Source organism: Bradyrhizobium sp. Ec3.3 (assembly GCF_000472925.1).
Classification (GTDB): Bacteria; Pseudomonadota; Alphaproteobacteria; order Rhizobiales; family Xanthobacteraceae; genus Bradyrhizobium.
On record NZ_AXAS01000033.1, the window covers coordinates 52,709 to 72,267 of the forward strand.

General features: G+C 64.8%; 21 protein-coding genes. 13 read left to right on the forward strand and 8 right to left on the reverse strand.

Features of this window, described 5'->3' with window-relative positions:
• Positions 1-80 precede the first annotated feature (80 nt).
• Together YUU_RS0127800 and YUU_RS0127805 are read left to right on the forward strand one after the other, a co-directional pair.
• Positions 81-2,918, forward strand: coding sequence for a PAS domain S-box protein (locus tag YUU_RS0127800; protein WP_051389913.1), 2,838 nt, complete (start codon positions 81-83; stop codon positions 2,916-2,918).
• 61 nt (positions 2,919-2,979) lie between these two features.
• On the forward strand, positions 2,980-3,978 hold the full coding sequence (locus YUU_RS0127805) for a P1 family peptidase (RefSeq protein ID WP_027525338.1): 999 nt from the start codon (positions 2,980-2,982) through the stop codon (positions 3,976-3,978).
• Positions 3,979-4,200: 222 nt separating this feature from the next.
• Here YUU_RS0127805 and YUU_RS0127810 read toward each other — a convergent pair whose 3' ends face one another.
• A complete protein-coding gene (locus tag YUU_RS0127810; protein WP_027525339.1) occupies positions 4,201-5,043 on the reverse strand; it encodes an EF-hand domain-containing protein in 843 nt (280 codons plus the stop codon).
• A 257-nt stretch (positions 5,044-5,300) separates the two neighbouring features.
• On the opposite strand from YUU_RS0127810, the gene rpe reads away from it, so the two are divergent.
• The 4 genes from rpe (at position 5,301) to YUU_RS0127830 (ending at position 6,695) form a co-directional block, all read left to right on the forward strand.
• Positions 5,301-6,002: a ribulose-phosphate 3-epimerase gene (gene rpe, locus YUU_RS0127815; protein WP_027525340.1), complete on the forward strand. Its 702-nt coding sequence runs from the start codon at positions 5,301-5,303 to the stop codon at positions 6,000-6,002.
• Between the two features lie 149 nt (positions 6,003-6,151).
• Positions 6,152-6,298 (forward strand): hypothetical protein, encoded by a 147-nt coding sequence (locus tag YUU_RS60370; RefSeq protein ID WP_198031833.1) that lies wholly within the window; start codon positions 6,152-6,154, stop codon positions 6,296-6,298.
• Between the two features lie 6 nt (positions 6,299-6,304).
• The gene (locus tag YUU_RS60375; RefSeq protein WP_198031834.1) at positions 6,305-6,481 is read left to right on the forward strand and encodes a hypothetical protein; all 177 of its coding nucleotides are present in this window, start codon (positions 6,305-6,307) and stop codon (positions 6,479-6,481) included.
• 22 nt (positions 6,482-6,503) lie between these two features.
• A complete protein-coding gene (locus YUU_RS0127830) occupies positions 6,504-6,695 on the forward strand; it encodes a hypothetical protein (protein ID WP_027525341.1) in 192 nt (63 codons plus the stop codon).
• An 8-nt stretch (positions 6,696-6,703) separates the two neighbouring features.
• Here YUU_RS0127830 and YUU_RS0127835 read toward each other — a convergent pair whose 3' ends face one another.
• From YUU_RS0127835 to YUU_RS0127855, 5 genes are all read right to left on the reverse strand, one after another.
• Positions 6,704-8,143 (reverse strand): bifunctional serine/threonine-protein kinase/universal stress protein, encoded by a 1,440-nt coding sequence (locus tag YUU_RS0127835; protein ID WP_027525342.1) that lies wholly within the window; start codon positions 8,141-8,143, stop codon positions 6,704-6,706.
• A 3-nt stretch (positions 8,144-8,146) separates the two neighbouring features.
• Entirely contained in the window at positions 8,147-8,887 is a 741-nt protein-coding gene (locus tag YUU_RS0127840) for a metallophosphoesterase (protein ID WP_027525343.1), read from the reverse strand.
• A 117-nt stretch (positions 8,888-9,004) separates the two neighbouring features.
• Positions 9,005-9,610: a hypothetical protein gene (locus YUU_RS0127845; RefSeq protein ID WP_027525344.1), complete on the reverse strand. Its 606-nt coding sequence runs from the start codon at positions 9,608-9,610 to the stop codon at positions 9,005-9,007.
• Entirely contained in the window at positions 9,603-10,274 is a 672-nt protein-coding gene (locus tag YUU_RS0127850) for a hypothetical protein (RefSeq protein ID WP_027525345.1), read from the reverse strand. Before YUU_RS0127850 ends, YUU_RS0127845 begins: the two co-directional genes overlap by 8 nt.
• The gene (locus YUU_RS0127855) at positions 10,271-11,041 is read right to left on the reverse strand and encodes a MotA/TolQ/ExbB proton channel family protein (RefSeq protein ID WP_027525346.1); all 771 of its coding nucleotides are present in this window, start codon (positions 11,039-11,041) and stop codon (positions 10,271-10,273) included. Before YUU_RS0127855 ends, YUU_RS0127850 begins: the two co-directional genes overlap by 4 nt.
• Positions 11,042-11,230: 189 nt before the next feature.
• Here YUU_RS0127855 and YUU_RS0127860 point away from each other — a divergent pair, with 189 nt between their 5' ends.
• From YUU_RS0127860 to YUU_RS0127875, 5 genes are all read left to right on the forward strand, one after another.
• On the forward strand, positions 11,231-12,601 hold the full coding sequence (locus YUU_RS0127860) for a sensor histidine kinase (RefSeq protein WP_027525347.1): 1,371 nt from the start codon (positions 11,231-11,233) through the stop codon (positions 12,599-12,601).
• Positions 12,602-12,608: 7 nt separating this feature from the next.
• Positions 12,609-13,262: a response regulator transcription factor gene (locus YUU_RS0127865; protein WP_027525348.1), complete on the forward strand. Its 654-nt coding sequence runs from the start codon at positions 12,609-12,611 to the stop codon at positions 13,260-13,262.
• Between the two features lie 341 nt (positions 13,263-13,603).
• A complete protein-coding gene (locus tag YUU_RS61385) occupies positions 13,604-14,230 on the forward strand; it encodes an MBL fold metallo-hydrolase (RefSeq protein ID WP_245288106.1) in 627 nt (208 codons plus the stop codon).
• Positions 14,203-14,643, forward strand: a complete 441-nt coding sequence (locus YUU_RS61390; RefSeq protein ID WP_245288107.1) for a hypothetical protein — start codon at positions 14,203-14,205, stop codon at positions 14,641-14,643. The genes YUU_RS61385 and YUU_RS61390 overlap by 28 nt, the downstream gene beginning before the upstream one ends.
• A gap of 167 nt (positions 14,644-14,810) precedes the next feature.
• Positions 14,811-15,113, forward strand: a complete 303-nt coding sequence (locus tag YUU_RS0127875; protein WP_027525349.1) for a hypothetical protein — start codon at positions 14,811-14,813, stop codon at positions 15,111-15,113.
• A 58-nt stretch (positions 15,114-15,171) separates the two neighbouring features.
• Here the strand turns inward: YUU_RS0127875 and YUU_RS0127880 are convergent, their stop codons facing one another.
• Positions 15,172-15,756: a TetR family transcriptional regulator gene (locus YUU_RS0127880; protein WP_027525350.1), complete on the reverse strand. Its 585-nt coding sequence runs from the start codon at positions 15,754-15,756 to the stop codon at positions 15,172-15,174.
• A 516-nt stretch (positions 15,757-16,272) separates the two neighbouring features.
• On the opposite strand from YUU_RS0127880, the gene purB reads away from it, so the two are divergent.
• Positions 16,273-17,580: an adenylosuccinate lyase gene (purB, locus tag YUU_RS0127890; RefSeq protein ID WP_027525351.1), complete on the forward strand. Its 1,308-nt coding sequence runs from the start codon at positions 16,273-16,275 to the stop codon at positions 17,578-17,580.
• A gap of 139 nt (positions 17,581-17,719) precedes the next feature.
• A complete protein-coding gene (locus YUU_RS0127895; protein ID WP_027525352.1) occupies positions 17,720-18,892 on the forward strand; it encodes a M20 aminoacylase family protein in 1,173 nt (390 codons plus the stop codon).
• Positions 18,893-18,905: 13 nt separating this feature from the next.
• On the opposite strand, the gene YUU_RS0127900 is transcribed toward YUU_RS0127895, so the two are convergent.
• A complete protein-coding gene (locus tag YUU_RS0127900; RefSeq protein WP_027525353.1) occupies positions 18,906-19,406 on the reverse strand; it encodes a YcxB family protein in 501 nt (166 codons plus the stop codon).
• Positions 19,407-19,559: the final 153 nt, after the last annotated feature.

Here is a 19,559-nt window from a genome sequence, read left to right on the forward strand (position 1 = left end):
TAACCCTCGGTTGAGTCGCGTATCTTCCCATCAGAGCGCGTGCCCAGACCCTGCTACCGCACAGAGAGGTAGCGGGCAAGATGCTTCCCAGGGAGTGTCTTACTGGAGGCGTCAATGGCGGTCCGCAAGAGGTGAACGTGCTGGCACCGAACGACCGAAGCGCCTTCCTTTCGACCTTGCCGGCCGCTCGGAGCGATCGCACTGCAGCATTGGCGATCGTCGGCGTCTCGTCGATTCTGTTCGCACTTGCCGTTCCCTTCGCCCGCGTGCCGCTTGCGCGCATTCCGGCCTTCGTCGCGAGTTACCAGTCCGCGCTCGCCGTCAGCGACATCGTCACTGCCGTGCTCCTGCTGTCGCAATTTGCGGTCTTGCGGACCCGCGCGCTGTTGATGCTCTCGACCGGCTACCTCTTCACCGCGGCCGCAGCGATTGCCCACGCCCTGACCTTCCCCGAGCTATTTGCGCCGACAGGACTGCTGGGCGCGGGTCCACAGACCACCGCCTGGCTCTACATGATCTGGCACGGCGGCTTTCCGCTGTTCGTGCTCGCCTATGCAGGGCTGAAGGACGCTGGCGGCGGCGTCAAAATAAGGGGGACGGTGCGCCGCGCGATCCTCTGCAGCATATTGGGATCGGCCGTGGCGGTCATCGCCTTCGTTTGGATCGTCACGGCCAAGCACGACCTGCTGCCGGACCTCTTGCGCAACGGCCACTTTACGCCCACGCAGATCGGTGTGATCTCGTTCGTATGGTCCCTGAGCGCCGCCGCCCTGGTCACGCTGTGGTTTCGGCGGCCGCATTCGGTGATCGACGTCTGGCTCATGGTCGTCATGTCCGCCTGGCTGTTCGATATCGCCCTGTCGGGAATCCTCAATGGCGCGCGTTTCGATCTCGGTTTTTACGCCGGGCGCGTCTACGGTCTTTTGGCCGCGAGCTTCGTGCTCGCGGTGCTGTTGATGGAGAATGTCCGCCTCCAGGCGCAGACCATAGATCTGCTCGGCATGCTGCGACGGCAATCGGCATCGGAGCGCGATCGCTTCGGCGAGCGCGAACGGCTGTTCAGCGCAGTCGTGGAATCCTCCAACGATGCCATCATCACCAAGGCGCTCGATGGCACCATCACCGCGTGGAATCGCGCCGCCGAGCGCTTGTTCGGCTTCTCCGCGGCGGAAGCCGTCGGCCAGCCGATCGACATCATCATGCCGGAAGGTCGTCGGGAGGAGACGGAAGAGATCCTCGCCCGCACCCGCAATGGCGAGGTCATCGAGCAGCACGAAACCGTGCGCGTGAACAAGAGCGGGCAGCCGCTCGACGTCGTGCTCAGCCTGTTCCCGCTGTGGTCGTCAGACGGCAAGATCATCGGCGCCTCCAAGATCGCCCGCGACATCACCGAGCGGAAGCGAACGCAGGCCGCGCTCAATCGCGAGGTCGAGGAGCGTCAGCGCATCTTCGAGACGTCACAGGACCTGATCCTGGTCACCGACGGCTACGGCAATTTCGTCCAGGTCAGCCCGAGCGTGAGGGATATCCTCGGCTTCAGGCCGGAGGACATGATCGGACACAACGCGACGGAGTTCATCCATCCCGATGATCTCGAGAGGACGCGCGAGGAAATGCGCGCCGCGCGACGCGGCCTGACCAAGCGCAGCTTCGAGGCGCGCTACCCCCACAGGGACGGGCACGACGTCACGCTGAACTGGATGGGCACCTGGTCGGAGCCGGTGAAGCGCCATTTCTTCATCGGACGCGACCTCACCGAAAAGCAGGCGGCTGAAGCGCAGTTCAGGCAGGCGCAGAAGATGGACGCCGTCGGCCAGCTCACCGGCGGCGTCGCGCATGATTTCAACAACGTGCTCACAGTCATCACGGGCACGATCGGGATCCTGTCCGAGGCCGTCGCCGACCGGCCCGATCTGGCAGCGATCACCAGGCTGATCGACGATGCGGCCGAACGCGGCGCGCAATTGACCAGGCACCTCCTCGCCTTTGCCCGCAAGCAGCCGCTGCAGCCGCGCGAGGTCGACCCCAACGCGCTGGTCGTGGAAGCCGCCAAGCTGCTGCATCCGACGCTCGGCGAGCAGATCACCATCACGCCGCAACTGACCGAGGACGCCTGGCCGGCGCTGGTCGATCCGAGCCAGCTCACCACCGCGATCCTGAACCTCGCTCTGAACGCGCGCGACGCCATGCCCGACGGCGGCACGCTGGTCCTGGAGACCCGCAACGTCTTCCTCGACGAAGGCTATGCGAGCATGAACCCCGACATCATCGCCGGCAATTACGTGATGATCGCGGTGAGCGATACCGGGACCGGCATTCCGGCCGAGCTGATCGAGCGGGTGTTCGACCCCTTCTTCACAACGAAAGAGGTCGGCAAGGGTACCGGACTTGGGCTGAGCATGGTGTTCGGCTTCGTCAAGCAGACCGGCGGGCACGTCAAGATCTACAGCGAGGAAGGTCACGGCACGAGCGTGAAGATCTATCTGCCGCGTTCGACCGGCGTGCAGGAGACCGCGCTCGAGGCGATGCGCAACGTCCCGATCGAGGGCGGCGACGAAAAGATCCTGATCGTCGAGGACGACGCGCTGGTACGCCAATATGTCGTGACCCAGATCAGGAGCCTCGGCTACAACGCGCTGGAAGCGGCGAATGCGGCGGAAGCTTTGACGCTGATCGACGGCAATGCCGACATCGACCTGCTCTTCACCGACGTGATCATGCCCGGCGCCATGAACGGCCGCCAGCTCGCCGACGAAGCGGCCAGGCGCCGCCCGGCGCTGAAGACGCTGTTCACGTCAGGCTATACCGAGAACGCCATCGTCCATCACGGCCGGCTCGACTCCGGCGTGCTGCTGCTCGCAAAACCCTACCGCAAGTCCGAGCTCGCCAGGATGCTCCGCACCGCGCTCGCCAGTTGAGCGCGGCTTGCTCCTGCGCTATCGCTGAAGCACGACCGCTTGCAGCGCCGGGAGTGCCGCCGTGAAAAACCTCCTCACCGACATCGCCGGTGTCCGCGTCGGGCACGCCCACGACGAAAAGCTCGCCTCGGGTGCGACGGCGATCGTCTTCGACCAGCCGGCCGTGGCGGCGATCGACGTGCGCGGCGGCGGGCCCGGGACGCGCGAGGACGCGCTGCTCGATCTTGCCAACACGGTCGAGCGCGTCGATGCGATCGCGCTGTCGGGCGGCTCCGCCTTCGGGCTCGAAACCGGCGGCGGCGTGCAGGCCTGGCTCGCCGAGCAAGGGCGTGGATTCCGGGTCCGCGAGGCGCTGATCCCGATCGTGCCGGGCGCGATCCTGTTCGATCTCCTCAATGGCGGCGACAAGGCCTGGGGCCGCTTCCCGCCCTATCGCGACCTCGGCTATGCCGCGGCAGCATCAGCCGGCGTGGACTTCGCGCTCGGCAGCGTCGGCGCTGGCCTCGGCGCCACGACGGCGAATTTCAAGGGCGGGCTCGGCTCGGCTTCCGCCGTGACCAGCAACGGCATCAAGGTCGCGGCGATCGCCGCCGTCAACGCGGTCGGCAGCGTCACCGTGGGCGACGGCCCCTGGTTCTGGGCCGCGCCGTTCGAGGTGGGCGGCGAGTTCGGCGGACGCGGACTGCCGGACATCTTCACGGATGACATGCTCAAGATGCGGATCAAGGGCGGGCCGGCCGCGAGTTCGCGCGAGAACACGACGATCGGCCTCGTCGTCACCGACGCGACGCTGACCAAGGCGCAAGCCAAGCGCCTCGCCATGATCGGGCAGACCGGCTTTGCCCGCGCGATCTATCCCGTGCATGCGCCGACCGACGGCGACGTGCTGTTTGCCGCTGCGACCTGCGAGAAGGCGATCGATCCGATCGTCGACCTCACCGAGGTCGGCATGGTCGCAGCCAATGTCGTGGCGCGCGCGATTGCGCGCGGCGTGTACGGCGCCACGGCGTTGCCGTTCGCCGGCGCGCTTGCATCGTGGAAGCATCGGTTCGGCTCTTAGTTGGACCGCCGCTCCCTCCACCCGGTCACCGCCCGGCTTGCCGCCTTCGCTGAAGCTCCGGCGAGCCGAGTTCGCAAGCCTCGTCGAAGCCTTGGCGGAGACGGGACCGGGCGGTCCAGTATTCCAGAGACGGTGACGAATACGGAGATGCCGCGGCGTACTGGATGCCCCGGTCAAGCCGGGGCATGACACCGGAGATTGGGCGAGAGCAGCGCGCCCCGCTTACACGCTCACCGACAGCGATGAGGCCGCAGTGGCCGACAATTGCTGCGCCTCGCGCTGGATCATCCGTTCGATCCAGTTGTAGGACGATGTCGCCGAGTTCGAGCCGCTGGAGTTGGAGCCCGAGCTCGATGAGCTCGACGCAGCCGGCGTCGTCATCGAAACCTTCGAGCCGTCGGCATAGGTGACGGTGGTCGTGGTCGAGCCGTCGCTGTTGGTCACGGACGTCGAGGTCGCCCCGGTCAACGGATCGGAGCTGCCGTCCGAGCCGCTGCCGCTGGCGTCCCCGGAACCGCTGGAGCTGGCGGCGCTTTCCGCGTGATGGTGACCGTGATGCCCACCCTGCAGCGCCTTCGACATCTCGTCGAGGCTGACGCTGCCGTCGCCATTGGTGTCGAGCTTGGAGAAGACGTCGTCGGCCTGCGCCACATTGGTGCCGCCCGCGCCCAGCGCGTTTTCGAATTCCGATTTGGTGATCTTGCCGTCGCCATCGGCATCGATCTGCGAGAACAGATCCTTCAGGGCATCCTGCGGGCTCATCGACGTCGACGATGAGCTCGTTGAGGAGCTCGACGAGGTCGCGCTGGAAGAGCTGCTCGTGCTTGCCGACGACTGGCTTTGCGCCGCAATCAGCGCGCTCATCGTCTCAGGCGATATCTGCGGACAGTTGCCGGAGTTGACCGACGAGCTCGCGCCGCTTGTCGTGCTGCTGCCGCTGTCGATCGAGAACGGGTTCGTCGCCCCTTGCGTGAAACCTGTCTGCTGCGTCGAGGACGTCTTGGAGGACGTCAGCGACTGCAACGCGTCGAGCGCACCCGATATGGCACCAAGGGCGAACAACATTCGACAACTCCAGACGATGCGGCAAGCCGCGGCCAATGCTCCAATCCGGTCAGCAAGCGTCGTGCCAGCGCAAAAACCTCAATCAAATCCGACTTTCCCGCGCCTTGCGCCGTCGGGGAACACCGGCAATTCGTGCCGGTTGCGGCAGAATTTTCCGCCCACAGGAAGCGCCTGCCCCTGCATTGCTCCCCCGCACCGCCCATGTTAGGCGAGGCCCATCGTCACACGGCCAACGGCTTTTTCGGGAAACTGTGCCAATGACCCAAGCCCTCGCACTCCGCCCCCTGGTGATCGCGCCGTCGATCCTGGCGTCGGATTTTTCCAGGCTCGGCGAAGAGGTGCGCGCCGTCGACGCCGCGGGCGCCGACTGGATGCATCTCGACGTCATGGACGGGCATTTTGTTCCGAACATCTCCTACGGCCCCGACGTCATCAAGGCGATGCGTCCGCACACCAAGAAGATCTTCGACGCGCATCTGATGATCTCGCCTTGCGATCCCTATCTGGAGGCGTTCGCCAAGGCCGGCTGCGACCACATCACCGTGCATGCGGAGGCAGGTCCCCACCTGCACCGCTCGCTCCAGGCGATCCGCGCGCTCGGCAAGAAGGCCGGCGTCTCGCTCAACCCCGGCACGCCGATCAGCGCGATCGAATACGTCGTCGACCTGATCGATCTCGTGCTGGTGATGTCGGTCAATCCCGGCTTCGGCGGACAGACCTTCATTCCCTCTGCGCTCGGCAAGATCCGCGACATCCGCGCGATGACCGCAGGCAGGCCGATCGACATCGAGGTCGATGGCGGCGTCGGGCCCGATGTCGCCGGCGCGCTTGCAGCAGCCGGCGCGAACGCCTTCGTCGCCGGCACTGCGGTATTCCGCGGCGGCACGCAAGAGGCCTACAAGACCAACATCGATGCGATCCGCAACGCAGCCGCCAACGCGCGCGGCGAAGCGATCTGAGCCGGCGCGCACGAAATATATTGCGGGTTTCTACGGGTGTTGCAGCGCGACAAACTTAAAGATTGTGTCGCACCCCGTAATCATCCCAGCTTTCCCGGTTCGCACAAATCGATGCACAAGAGCGCTCCCCTTTTTGACGGGAGCACATCATGACGACGACCCTGGTCTGGACTGGCGTGGCGTTGTGGCTTGGCTTGAATGCAGCGCTTGCGGCGCGCTGCATCTATGTCGCACGACCGGTGAAGGTCGCATCTCGTTCCGCCCGCATCATCCATCTTGATCGCCACCGGGGCTGAACGCCCGTGCAGGTCGCGATCGTGAAACGTCAGCCGAAGCGCAGGTGCCGCATCCCGCGGCGCCCGCATCCGGACCTCGATTATTTCTTCGATCGTTTTGAGCGTATCGCGTGCGAGACCAGCGACGACACCGGGCCCGAGATTGTGGACCTGGACAAGTTCCAGTCACCGCGTCCGCACTGAAATCCTTTTTTGGAATAGCCTGATGAAACCGCTTTGCCCCAACTGCCTGAATGAGATGTCGAGGGCAGCCACCTCCGGCAATCTGTTCCATTGTGAGCCCTGCCCTGAGATCATCCAGTTCTTCGGCGTCGGTCCTGACCGGAGCGACGCCGAGCCCGATTTCTGGTTGCCCGTCCGCCGCAAGCGCGACGGTCACGGCCTCCACGCAGCCTGATCCGCACGCTAGCCTGCGGCTTCGTCTGCCCTCACCTCCTCCGAATCCGCAGCCATCCTTGGCGGCCGCACCACGGTGACGGTGCAGGTTGCTTCCGACGCAACCTTCGATGAAACGCTGCCCAGCAGCGTGCGCCTGAACGAGCTCTGCCGTGCGCCGATGATGACGTGGTCGACCTGGTTCATCTCGGCAAATTCCAGGATCGCGGCGGCCGGATCAATCGCCTCCAGCACATGAACCGTGAGCCGGCTCTCGTCGAGCTTGAGCGGCGTCGCCCAATGCCTGAGCGCCACCATCCGGTCGATATGCTTGTTGGATCCATCTTCGTCGAGCGTCCGGTCGATCACGAGACGGTTCAGTTTCAGTACGTTGACGCAGGCGAGCCGCGCCGAAGGCAGCGTAGCCAGGATCCGCTCGGTGGTGACGCGTAGCGCCTCGTTCAATTCAGCCGCACCCTCGGCGGTGTCGAGCGCGACCGCAAGGATCGGGCTCGAAGCGATCTGCGCGGCAACATCCGATTTCGGTCGCGGCTGCGTCGCCTCGTGATTGAAGCGCCGCCGCCACGCGATCGAGAGCGGATCGCGCTTGAGCCGCTCCGAGCGCGCGGTGAGCCTGACCTTGTCGGGATGGGTGAGATCGAAGGCAAGCTGCGAGGCGGTCGGATAGCGCCGGACCGGCTCGATCTCCAGGCACCGAAGCACGATCTCCTGAAGCCAGGGCGGATAGTCGGGACGCAATTTGCACGGCGGATGCGGATCGCGCCACAGCCGGCGTCGCATCGCGCGCAGTGTCTCGCCCTCGCCGAACGGACGCTCGCCCGTGGTGAAGAAATAGAGCAGTACGCCCAGCGAAAACAGGTCGCTGCGTGGATCGTCGCGCACGCCCAACAGCCGCTCCGGCGCCATATAGGGCGCAGTGCCGTAGGGCAGCCGGAACTCCTCCTGCAACAAATCCGGCAGATGGTCGTGGTGCGACAGCCCAAAGTCGATCAGCACCGCCTCGCCGCTTGCCCGGAACATGATGCTGCTCGGCTTGATATCGTGGTGGATCACGTTCTGCCGGTGCAGATCGGCAAGGGCTGTCGCGATCTTCGCGACCAGCACGCGCGCCTCCTCGTAAGGAAGCGGCAGGTCTGGCAGCCGCGGATAGAGCGTGGTGCCGGGAAGCTGCTCGATCACGACATAGGCCTGGCGCGCGAAATCGCCGGTGCCGAAGCAGTGCGGCACGTGCGGGCCGGCGAGCCGCGGCAAGATCATCTGCTCCATCTCGAAGGAGACGATGGCGGCGGGGTCCTCGCCCTCGGACACCCGCGGGACCTTCATCAGAAGCGGCGCGTCGATGCCGGGATGAGTGACCGTCCACAGCGTCGCCATGCCGCCGGCATGGACGCATTCACCGACGATGAAGCCGTCGATCTCAGCTCCGACCTGGACCAGGGATTTCGGCATCGCTCAGCGCCCCTGCGACAGCCGGTCGGCCAGCCAATGCGGCAGGCCGTTCTCCCGGATCCGGCTCGCCGCCGCCTCGATGTCATAGGGTACACGGCAATAGATGATCTGACAGCTCTCGGTCTCGAACAGAGTAAAGCAGGCGGAGGGATCGCCGTCGCGCGGCTGGCCGACCGAGCCCATCACAGCGAGCCATTGCCGGCCGCGCAGGAGCTGCACGGGAACGTCGGTCTTGGGTACGAAGCTCGTCATCTTCGCGGTCACTGACATCGAATAAAGCGCCGGACGATGGATGTGGCCGCAGAATGTGACGTGGCACGGCGTCGCGATCAGGCTTTTTGCGGCGTCCGTCGTCGAGCGGACATAAGTCCAGCGCGTCGGGTGCGAAGCTTCCGAATGCACGTAGAGGCGGCCGTCATCCTCGATGGACATCGGCAGCTCCGCGAGGAAGCGCCGCTGCGCTGCATCGAGCCGGCCGCGGGTCCATTCGATCGCGATCTGTGCCTCGGCGTTCATGGTCTCGGCCGACGATTGGACCGCCTGGTCGTGATTGCCGCGTACAGCGACGGCGCCGTGAGCCACCAGTTCCATTGCGGTATCGACCACCCATTCCGGATCGGCGCCATAGCCGACGAAATCGCCGAGCAGGATGAAGCGCTCGGCGCCGCGCTCGCGCGCCGCCTTCAGGCACGCGTCAAAGGCCTGCCGGTTGCCATGGATATCCGAAAAGACGGCCAGTCGCACGCGTCCTCCACCCTAAAATCCTATTCGTACGCCGATAAAGCCAATTTGAGCGACGTCAACAAGATGCGACAGCGCACGGCTGTTGACCAGCCGGCGCCGCTCAGGTGGTGGCAGGATCTATTGCTCGTCCTTGGGGGGCATTCTGGGCGGCGGCAGCGGCGTGAACACGGCGCCTTGCGCGCCGGCCGGTGGGGCATTGAACTCACCGGTCGATGAATCGCCGCCGGCCGTCTCGATCACGGCCTTGGGCGTCACATATTCACGGACCATGTCGATGATGGTGCCGTCACCGCCGCCAAAATCTGCGGCGCGCCCGCCCTGCGGGTGTCCCGCCGCGATCTCGTTCTCCGCAGCATGGGTCTTTTCCGCCAGCGCGTCATTATAGGGAACGCGGAACGCCCTCGGGATGCCGCTCGGCCGGTGGTCATCGTCGAGCTCCTCGACCCACAGATAGATCGAGCCGGGGTCACCCTCCAGCGAATGCGGCTCGACGATGCGCGCCGCCAACAGCTTGAATGACACGGGCAGCCGGTCGTTGCTGGCCCAGCCGAGCAGCCCGCGCATCGCGCCGAAGCTGACGAGATAGAAGACGCTGGTCACAATGACCGCCATGGCCTTCAGCGACCAGTGCAGGCGGCCATAGACCAGGACGACCAGGAGCAGCGCGCCGATCACGGCGTAAGCGACCGAAATCGTGACTATGACCAGTTGCAGGCTACTCACGGCGCATCCTCACGCCGGTCTTCGGATCGATATCCGCGCCGTTGCGCCAACTGCTGCGGAACGTCTCCAGCAGCGATTTCGGCCGCTGGTCGACGTTGACAACCTTGCCCTCTGCATCGAGCCGAAATCGAACTGCAGTCTTCTCGTCGCCGGTATGGTTGAGCGTCAGCTTGTTGTCGAAGATCACCTGCGCGATCGGATTGAGCTTCTGCACCTTGATGTTTGCCGAGACGGGCTCGCCGGTGGTGGCCTGGAAATGCGAGACGTTGACCGTGTATTCGCCGGCGACGATGCCGCGCACGGTGACGATCTCCTCGCGGATCGGGGATGCGATCTTCTTGCCGTTGACCACGATGAAGTCGTTGGCCCCGCCGCGGTCGTCGCGGTCGAGGGTGAGGAAACCGGCCTCGCGGTGTCGGTACCAGGCGATGTTGCCGGCGGGATCCTGCACGAAGAGGTCGAGATCATCAGGATGATTGTCCGGCCAGTCCAGCGTGATCATGAACTCGGCCTTGGAGTCGATCTTGCCGTCCTTGGAATCCGGGGAGACCGCGAGAAGCGCGAGGAAGAACAGGAAGGCCACCACCTGGAGCGCCTTGAACAGCATCACGCCGAGCGGATCGAACGCCTCCTCGCGCGGATAGAGCCCGAATTCATCCATCATGGCGGCGTTCCCGGCCGCTTGCGTTCCAGAGCCGGCGTGACGTAGGTCTCGGTCAGCACGACGGCGTCGGAGAACACCCGCTGGGTCGCGGCATCGAGCATGTAATACTGGATGCGGACCAGGATCGAGCCGACCAGGCCCGCAAGCGTCGTGTACATCGCGACCGCCATGCCGTCGCTCATCAACCCCATCGAAGACCGCATCGCGACCTTGTCGGCCGCGTCCAGTCCCGCGATCGGCGCCAGCATGATGATGAAGCCGATGATGGTGCCGAGCAGGCCGAGCTTCATCAGCGTATCGGAGACGAAGGCGCCGAAGCCGTTGGAGCCGCGCAGGCGGTCGGCGAGATTTCGCAGCAGGAGCGTCTGGTCGACGGGCCTATAGTCCTGCGCCGCGGCTTTCGTCACCAGGCTCTCGATGTGATTCCTGACGAGGCCATGCGGCAGCGATGTGCCGGCAGCATCGAGCGCCTTGCTGCCGTCCTTGGCCGACAGCACCGCACGGCAGCGGCGCGCCGCCGTCCCTTCCCGCGCGATCGCGCGGGTCCGCCAGAAGCAATGGCCGCAGGTGACGACATAGAGCACTGCGATCAGGCTGGAAATGTAGGTGCGGTCGGAGACCACCATCAGATGGATCAGGCCGAAGCGCCACAGCAGCACGACGGCGAAGACCGACAGACCCGTGAAGATCATCCAGAGCAGGAGCGCGCTCCGCTCCGACGGGTCGGCCGCAGGCGGCGCGCTCTTGCCGATGGTGATCGAACTCATGCTGCCTCGCTCCCCGGTCCAAAAACGACCCGTCGCCGATTAGATCAAAGCCGTCGCGCGCAGTCCAAAGAGCCATGCCCAAATCGGCTTGGGAAATTTTCCCGAGCAGCATGGCCCATCAGTCTGCCGCGATTGGCAAGATGCGGCGGCGTTGTTATCGTGACCTTACCAAACGTTGGGGGTGATCGCATGCGCCTCGTGCTTCAACTCGTCGCCCGTTTGCTCGTGATCGTCGCGCTGTGCCTGACCGCCGCGACGGTCTGGGCGACTTTTGATGCCTATCGCAGCGTCGATCGCGCCACTGCCGCCTCCGCCCAGCGCGTCGCGCATGCGCTGGAGGCGCTGTACTGGCGCGAGCTCTTGCTGCGCAGCAACAGGATGCGCGAGCACCTCGTACCTGTTCCGGACTGGCGCACGACCGATACGATGAAGCTGATTGCGCCGGGAGTCTGCGTGCAGTTCCAGCCGGCGGCCGCATTCGAGAAGCCGCTATGCGGCCAGAGCCAGGGGATCGGCCAGACCCCGCCGCGCTGGTTTGCGTCCCTGATCCCGGCCTTTCTCGGCAGCCATGCCGAGGTGGTGCGGCCGGTGAGCCCGCGCGCGGCCGCGGCCGGCACGGTCGTGGCGACGCCCGATCAGGCTGCGGCGATCTCGCTCGCCTGGGAGTACATTCTCAACGTGATCGACGTCGCGCTCTTGATGTCGGCAGCGATTGCGCTGCTGGCCTCGCTCGCGATCGCGCATACGCTCGCGCCTGCCCGCTCGATCGTGACCGCCCTGCAGCGGATGGCGCGCGGGCAATACCGCACGCCGCTGCCGCGCTTCCGCTCCATGGAGCTTGCGATGATCGGCAAGGCCGTCGGCGATCTCAGCGGGCGGCTCGAGGAAGCGACCGAGCAGCGCGCGGCGCTGACGAGGCGCCTGCTCGAGATCCGCGACGACGAGCGGCGCGCGCTCGCCCGCGAGCTGCATGACGAGTTCGGGCAGAATCTGTCCGCCATCCTTGCCTTCGCCAGCACCATCGAAACGGCGGGCGCGAAGCAGGCGAATGCAAGCGGGATCGCACAGGATGCACGTATGATCTCGCAGGCTACGCATCGCATCATGGCGTCGCTCCGCGACACGCTGAAGCGGCTGCGCAATCCCTTGCCGGAGGAGCTGGGGCTCGAGGCGAGCCTCGTCAATCTCGTCGACAGCTGGCGCTCGCAGAGCGCGACCCAGCCGACGATCCAGCTCGACCTCAAGGGCAACCTCGCGGACATCGGCGGCCAGGCTGCCACCACCGCCTACCGCGTCGCCCAGGAATGCCTGACCAATGCGCTGCGCCACAGCGCGGCACGCGAGATCAACTTGCGGATCGAGCGGCGCGCCGGCGAGGACGATGCCCTCCTGATCCGCGTCGAGGACGACGGCGGCGGCGATGCAGAGCGGGTGTCACAGTCGGCCGGCTTCGGGCTCACCGGCATCCGCGAGCGCGTCGCGGCCGCCGGCGGATCGCTGTCGATCGCGCGCGCCAATCGTGGGCTGAGCGTGGCGGCAACCATTCCGCTGGCCGCATGAGGCTGACATGACGGAAGTGGCGGCAAAGGGCATCACGGTGCTGCTGGTCGACGATCATCCGATCGTCCGGCAAGGCTACCGGCGCGTCCTGGAAAGCCAGGGCGATCTGCATGTCGTCGCCGAAGCCGACAATGCCGCGGACGCCTACGGCGCCTTCAAGACGCACGATCCTGATGTCATCGTGCTCGACATCTCGATGCCCGGCGCGAGCGGCCTCGAAGCCATCCGCAACATCCGCGCCCGCGATCCCCGTGCGCGCATTCTCGTCTTCACCATGCACAACGAGGCCGTGCTGGTGAAAGCTGCCTTTGGCGCCGGCGCCAGCGGTTTCGTCACCAAGAGCAGCGAGCCCTCGGCGGTGGTCGCAGCCGTCCGCGCGGTTGCGCGCGGCGAGCGTGCCATGAGCGACGACATCGCCCATGCTTTGGCCGAGGAGAGCCTGTCACCGGCAGGCTCGGTGCTCGATCGGCTGGGCGAGCGCGAGATCGAAATTTTGCGGCAGTTCGTCAGCGGCGCCACCACCGAGCAGATCGCCTCGCATCTCAATCTCAGTGTGAAGACCGTGCAGAACTACCACTATCTGATCAAGACGAAGACCGGCGCGCGCACGGACGCGCAGCTCGTGCGGCTTGCGGCGAGCTGCGGACTGACGAAGCTTTAGAGCTCGGCGGCTTGTCCATCTTGGATAATGTCCCCAAAGCACCTCATCATTTCTCGACCCGGCCATATGCTACCGTTCTTTTAGGGCACCGAGGTCTGAGAACCGCCAGAACGGTTCAAGCCATCCCGCCGAACTACCTGGCTTGCTGACCGGCCAGGCCAACGAAGGCCATCCAGCCTCTCTCAGATCGTGCTAAGTTGGTTCGCAGGCACGACATCTGGCGGAAGGCCAGCGACCGTCTGTCAGGCTCCAATTTTACAACGCGAACCACTTTTGAACGGCTCTTCAGAAGCCGCCCTCGTTCGCGTCGCAAGTCTTGCACGACAACAGGAGACGCTTTCATGAACATCAGGGAAAGTCTTTTTGCAGCACTGATCGCCTCGGGCATTTTCACGATGGTCGCAACAGCCGAAAGTGCAGCGACCGAGGCAAAAAATCAGATCACCATCCTTTATGACGCCTTCGGCACAGACGCGACGATGACGAAAGACTGGGGCTTTTCAGCTCTCGTCGAAATCGCGGGAAAGCGCATCTTGTTCGATACGGGTGACAACCCCGATATCTTCGCGGCGAACGTGAAGGCCAAGGGTGTCAATCTCTCCGACCTCGACTTTGTCGTTCTTTCGCACCGCCACTCGGATCACATGGCGGGTCTGTCCTACGTCCTAAGCGTCAACCCGACAGTCAAGATCTATGCACCGAAGGAGGGATTTGGCATCTACGGCTCGTCGCTGCCTTCCAGCTTCTATCGGAAGGACGAGGCCTTGCCACCGGAGATGCGGTACTACGGAGGCAGGCCCCCCGAGGTGATGAAGTTCGGCTCGGCATGGGCCAGCGCAAATTTCGAACTGATCGATCAGACGACCGAGATTGCCCCTGGTATCACACTTATCTCGCTGATCTCCGATGCCCCCGGGACAAAGAACTCAAGGAGCTATCTTTGGCCGTCAACACCGCAGACGGAATAGTCCTTCTGGTCGGTTGTTCGCATCCCGGGATCGAGCGCATCGTCGAGGCGGCGAGCGCTATCAATCCCAGGATTCACCTCGTCGCAGGCGGATTTCATCTTGTCGTCGCTCCTGACGAGGCAATCGCGAAGGTCGTCACCGCGCTGAAGGACAGGTTCAAGATCGACAGCATTGCACCGGGACATTGCACCGGTGAGCCGACCTTTGCCGCGCTCAAGAAGGCATTCGGCGACAATTATCTCTATGCCGGCCTCGGCACGTCGATCCCGGTCGGAACGACTGCAGGCGCGAATGTCAGACGCGGGGAAGGTCCGACGCTCGACGACCTTGCCACCTATCGCAGACTGGCCGCGCACGAGGACCCGTTTGGCATATTGCGGTTGCGCAGCATTCGGTTGGGATCGGCTCTTTAACGCACGCACCGGCGCGCAGCTCGCCCTCCAGTGGGCCACCCAGGGGAGGATGGTCACAGAGACCGTCACTCCAAAGCGGGGTGCCTTTGAGTACTCTTGTTCCACCCTATCGCCGTGGAACTGAGACCGTCGAACTCTGGTTAGTCCCAGAGTGGAGGAGTAACGCCATGAGTAAGGCTAATCATAAGACAGCCCATCCCCCGATCATCACCGTAGGTGAACTCATCGATGAACTCTGCCGCCTGCCGGATACGGCTGCCGTCGGCTTCCGCTGCCCCATGCTCGAACAGGAGCTAACCTTCTACCGCCTTCGAAGGCGGTCAAGGGACGTCGTCGAAATCGAGATCAATCCATATCCGGAAAGCCCGCCGGTCGTGCCGTCGGCCGACGCCACCATCCACGCGCGGAGAAAACCCCCTCGTCCGCTTTCGCTTCGCGACGGTCCCCTCGCCCACAAGGCCAGAGGGTGAGAGGCCACCGGCAGATCTGATCTCCGGGGCGGCAGAACGAGATGATGGAGCCTCGGCCTTACGCCTTCAATCCGCGCAGCAGCAGCGCGAGCGTCGCATCGACGCGGGCGGGCAGATCGGCGTCCTTCCACTCGTCGGCGTGGGCCGGATGGTGGTAGCGGCTGGTCGCATCGAAGATTGCGCGCGCGGTAGCCTTGGTGTCGGCGACGTCGAACACGCGCTGCTTCACGCCGTCGGACAGGATCGCCGACATCTGCTCGACGAGGCCGTCCTTGTGGCATTTCACCGCCGCGCAGGCTTCGCGCGCGAGCGTCAGATAGGTCTGAAACATCTCGGGATCGTCGCAAACGCGCTCGCGCTTGGCGGCGAACAGCGTCCGCAGCCAGGCCTCGAGCCGCGCCGGTGCGGGCCCCGTATCCTGGGCGATCTTGCGCAGCGGCGCATCCATGCGCTCGAGCCAGCGCTTGGCCACGGCCTCGCGCAGCGAGGCCTTGCTCGGAAAATGGCGATAGACGCTGCCATGGCTCACATCGAGCGCACGGGCAACGTCGACCACGGTGGCCTTGGCAAGTCCATAACGCCTGAGCACGTCCTCCGTGACTTCGAGGATGCGCTCCGGCGTCAAGACAACGGTTTCGTTCATGCCAGCACCATGTTCCCGTGAGAGGGGTCATTCACCCGGCGATCAGACCGCGTTCCGAAGCGGCCGTGCCGGTCGTTCGGAAAGCTCTTGCCTTAATGCGGCAGTTTTGCAGCCTGCGCCGCGATCTGGCGCGCCACCAGCACATTGAGCCAGTGCCCAATCTGCCCGGCGATGTTGATGATTTCGGTCGTCATTGTCGTAAGTCTCCACTTCGTCCACGACCCACCCTGACCCGGGGGTCCCTTTTGTTTCGGACCTGAGGCCTCCGGGATGGAGCCGCGGGACGCCCAATCGGAGCGTCGGAAGATGGATATACACGTAGCGATAACAGATTTCAATATCTGTCAGTCAGCTTTTCGTGATTGACAGTCCACCTCGAAAACCCCCTCACTATCCCCCGTTTGCCGGACCGAGCCGTTTGTTTCGCCCTCCCCGCTCTGCTAAATCGCGGCGTAAAAAGCATTTTGGCCGGTGTCCGCGCCCTCAGGCGCGCCCGCCCCACTTGGAGCGTCCGCGATGATCCCCCGTTATACCCGCCCGGAAATGGCCTCGATCTGGGAGCCGCAGACGCGGTTCAAGATCTGGTTCGAGATCGAGGCGCATGCGGCGGACGCCCTCGCCGAGCTCGGGACGATCCCGAAACAGGCCGCCAAGACGGTCTGGGACAAGGCGAAGAACGCCACCTTCGACGTCGCCCGCATCGACGAGATCGAGCGGGAGACCAAGCACGACGTCATCGCCTTCCTGACCCACCTCGCCGAGATCGTCGGCCCCGAAGCGCGCTTCGTGCACCAGGGCATGACCTCCTCCGACGTGCTCGACACCTGCCTCAACGTCCAGCTTACCCGCGCCGCTGACCTTCTGCTCGCCGATCTCGACAAGGTGCTGGCAGCGCTGAAGAAGCGCGCCTTCGAGCACAAGACGACGCCGACCATCGGCCGGTCCCACGGCATCCACGCCGAGCCGGTGACGTTCGGCCTCAAGCTCGCCTTTGCCTATGCCGAATTCTCGCGCGCCAAGGAGCGCCTGATCGCGGCGCGGAAGGAAGTCGCGACCTGCGCCATCTCGGGTGCCGTCGGCACCTTCGCGCAGATCGATCCGCGCGTCGAAGAGCATGTTGCGAAAGCGATGGGGCTGACGCCGGAGCCGATCTCCACGCAAGTGATTCCGCGCGACCGCCACGCGATGTATTTTGCAACCCTCGGCGTGATCGCCTCCTCCGTGGAGCGCCTCGCTGTGGAAATCCGCCACCTCCAGCGCACCGAAGTGCTGGAAGCCGAAGAGTTCTTCTCCGAGGGACAGAAGGGCTCCTCCGCGATGCCGCACAAGCGCAACCCGGTGCTGTCGGAAAACCTCACCGGCCTGTCGCGCATGGTGCGTGCCTATGTGACGCCGGCGCTGGAAAACGTCGTGCTCTGGCACGAGCGCGACATCTCGCACTCCTCGGCCGAGCGCATGATGGGCCCTGATGCGACGGTCACGCTCGACTTCGCGCTGGTGCGCCTGGCCGGCCTGATCGACAAGCTGCTTGTCTATCCCGCCAACATGCAGAAGAACCTCGACCGCCTCGGCGGCCTCGTGCATTCGCAGCGCGTGCTGCTGGCGCTGACGCAGAAGGGCGCGAGCCGCGAGGACGCCTACAAGCTCGTGCAGCGCAACGCCATGCCGGTCTGGCGCGGTGAAGGCGACTTCCTGCAGCTCCTGAAGAAGGACGCCGAGGTGAAGAAGTATCTGTCGGACGCCGAGATCGAGGAGCAGTTCGACCTCGGCTATCACCTCAAGCATGTCGACACGATCTTCAAGCGCGTGTTCGGGGAGAGCTGATTTCCCCGTCATTCCCGGGCACGCGCATCGCGCGTGAACCGGAATCTCGCGCCGCAACTTCTAGATTCCGAGTTCGATGCTTCGCATCGCCTCGGAATGACGCTATTCTCGGCAATCCAACAAGAAACGGAAATCCCCCATGCCCGTCATCAATCGCGTTGCCGCCCTGTCCGATGAAATGGCCGCCTGGCGCCATGACTTCCACGAGAACCCCGAGTTGCTCTACGAAGTGCACCGCACCGCCGGCATCGTCGCCGACAAGCTGCGCGCGTTCGGCTGCGACGAGGTGGTGACGGGCATCGGCCGCACCGGCGTGGTCGGCGTGATCCGCGGCCGCAAGGCTACGTCCGGCCGGACGATCGGCCTGCGCGCCGACATGGACGCGCTGCCGATCATGGAGACGTCAGGCGTGCCCTATGCCTCGAAAGTCCCCGGCAAGATGCACGCCTGCGGCCATGACGGCCACACCGCGATGCTGTTGGGCGCCGCAAAGTATCTCGCCGAGACGCGCAATTTCGACGGCACAGCCGTCTTGATCTTCCAGCCCGCGGAAGAAGGCGGCGGCGGCGGCAAGGCGATGGTCGACGACGGCCTGATGACCCGCTGGGGCATTCAGGAGGTCTACGGCATGCACAACATGCCGGGCCTGCCCGAAGGCCATTTCGCAACGACGCCCGGCGCGATGCTCGCCTCATCAGACAACGTGAAGATCACCGTCACCGGCAAGGGCGGACACGCCGGCGCGGGCCCGCACAAGGCAGTCGACAGCGTGTTGATCGGCGCGCAGATCGTCAACGCGCTGCAGTCGATCGTCGCGCGCAACGTCGATCCGCTGAAATCGGCCGTCGTCTCGATCACCATGTTCAATGCCGGCACGGCCTTCAACATCATCCCCGAGACCGCCGAGCTCTGCGGCACCGTGCGCACGCTCGACCCCGAAGTGCGCGATCTCGTCGAGCGCCGCATCGGCGAGGTCGCCGACAGCGTGGCGCGCGCCTATGGCGGATCGGCCGAGACGAAATACAGCCGCATGTATCCCGTGACGATGAACCACGCGCGCGAGGCCGGCGTTGCCGCCGAGGTCGCCCGCGATATTGCCGGCGCCGATCGCGTCAACGAAAAATTCATTCCGATGATGGGCGCCGAGGACTTCTCCTTCATGCTGGAAGCGCGTCCCGGCGCGATGATCCTGGTCGGCATGGGCGACGGCAACGAGTGCCACCACCCCGCTTACGTCTTCAACGACAACATCCTCGGTCACGGCGCCTCCTATTGGGTGCGCCTGATCGAGAAGACGATGCCGGCGGGCTAGGCAATTCTACCCGTTACGCGGCGGCACCGGCGCGCTTGCCGGCAAACTCGACGAAGCTGCGCTCGTCGTCGTCGGAGTGGAAGGCGATACGGGGGATGAAGACCCCCGCGGCGCGGTCCATCCAGAGAACGATGATGTTCCTGGCCACGCTCACCCCTTCGATGGCAGGCCAGTCGACGCTGAGCACGGTGCCGTTGCCGGCGTCGACGAAGCCCTGCTCCGTCACTGTGATCTCGCGACTGCCGAGAACCCAGCCGGCGTCCTTGACGTGGCGGCGAAGTCCCAACCGCGACAGCACGCCGATGACCACGAGCGTGCTCAGGATGCCGAACAGCACGGAGGTCGTGTCGACCGATCCCGGCCACAACCCCGAGGCGATGATGCCGAGCAGCATCGGCAAGGCACCGGCCGCCAGGAGCGCGAGCCGCATCCAATTTCCATAAACGCGCGCCTGCGCAAGGCGCACGAACTCGGTCCAGTGCGTCAGATCGCGGTGGTATTTCAGCGGCGACATCCGTTCATCCTCGAGGCCAAACCGCTGCGCGCAGGCAGAAGGTGCCGGGCCACTATCGCCCGACAGGGTTTCGTCGCTCGATCTCTCCCTGAGGTTCGGATAATCGCGTCGATTCCGGAGCTCGCAAGCCCCCGGAATCTCAGCTCATCCTTG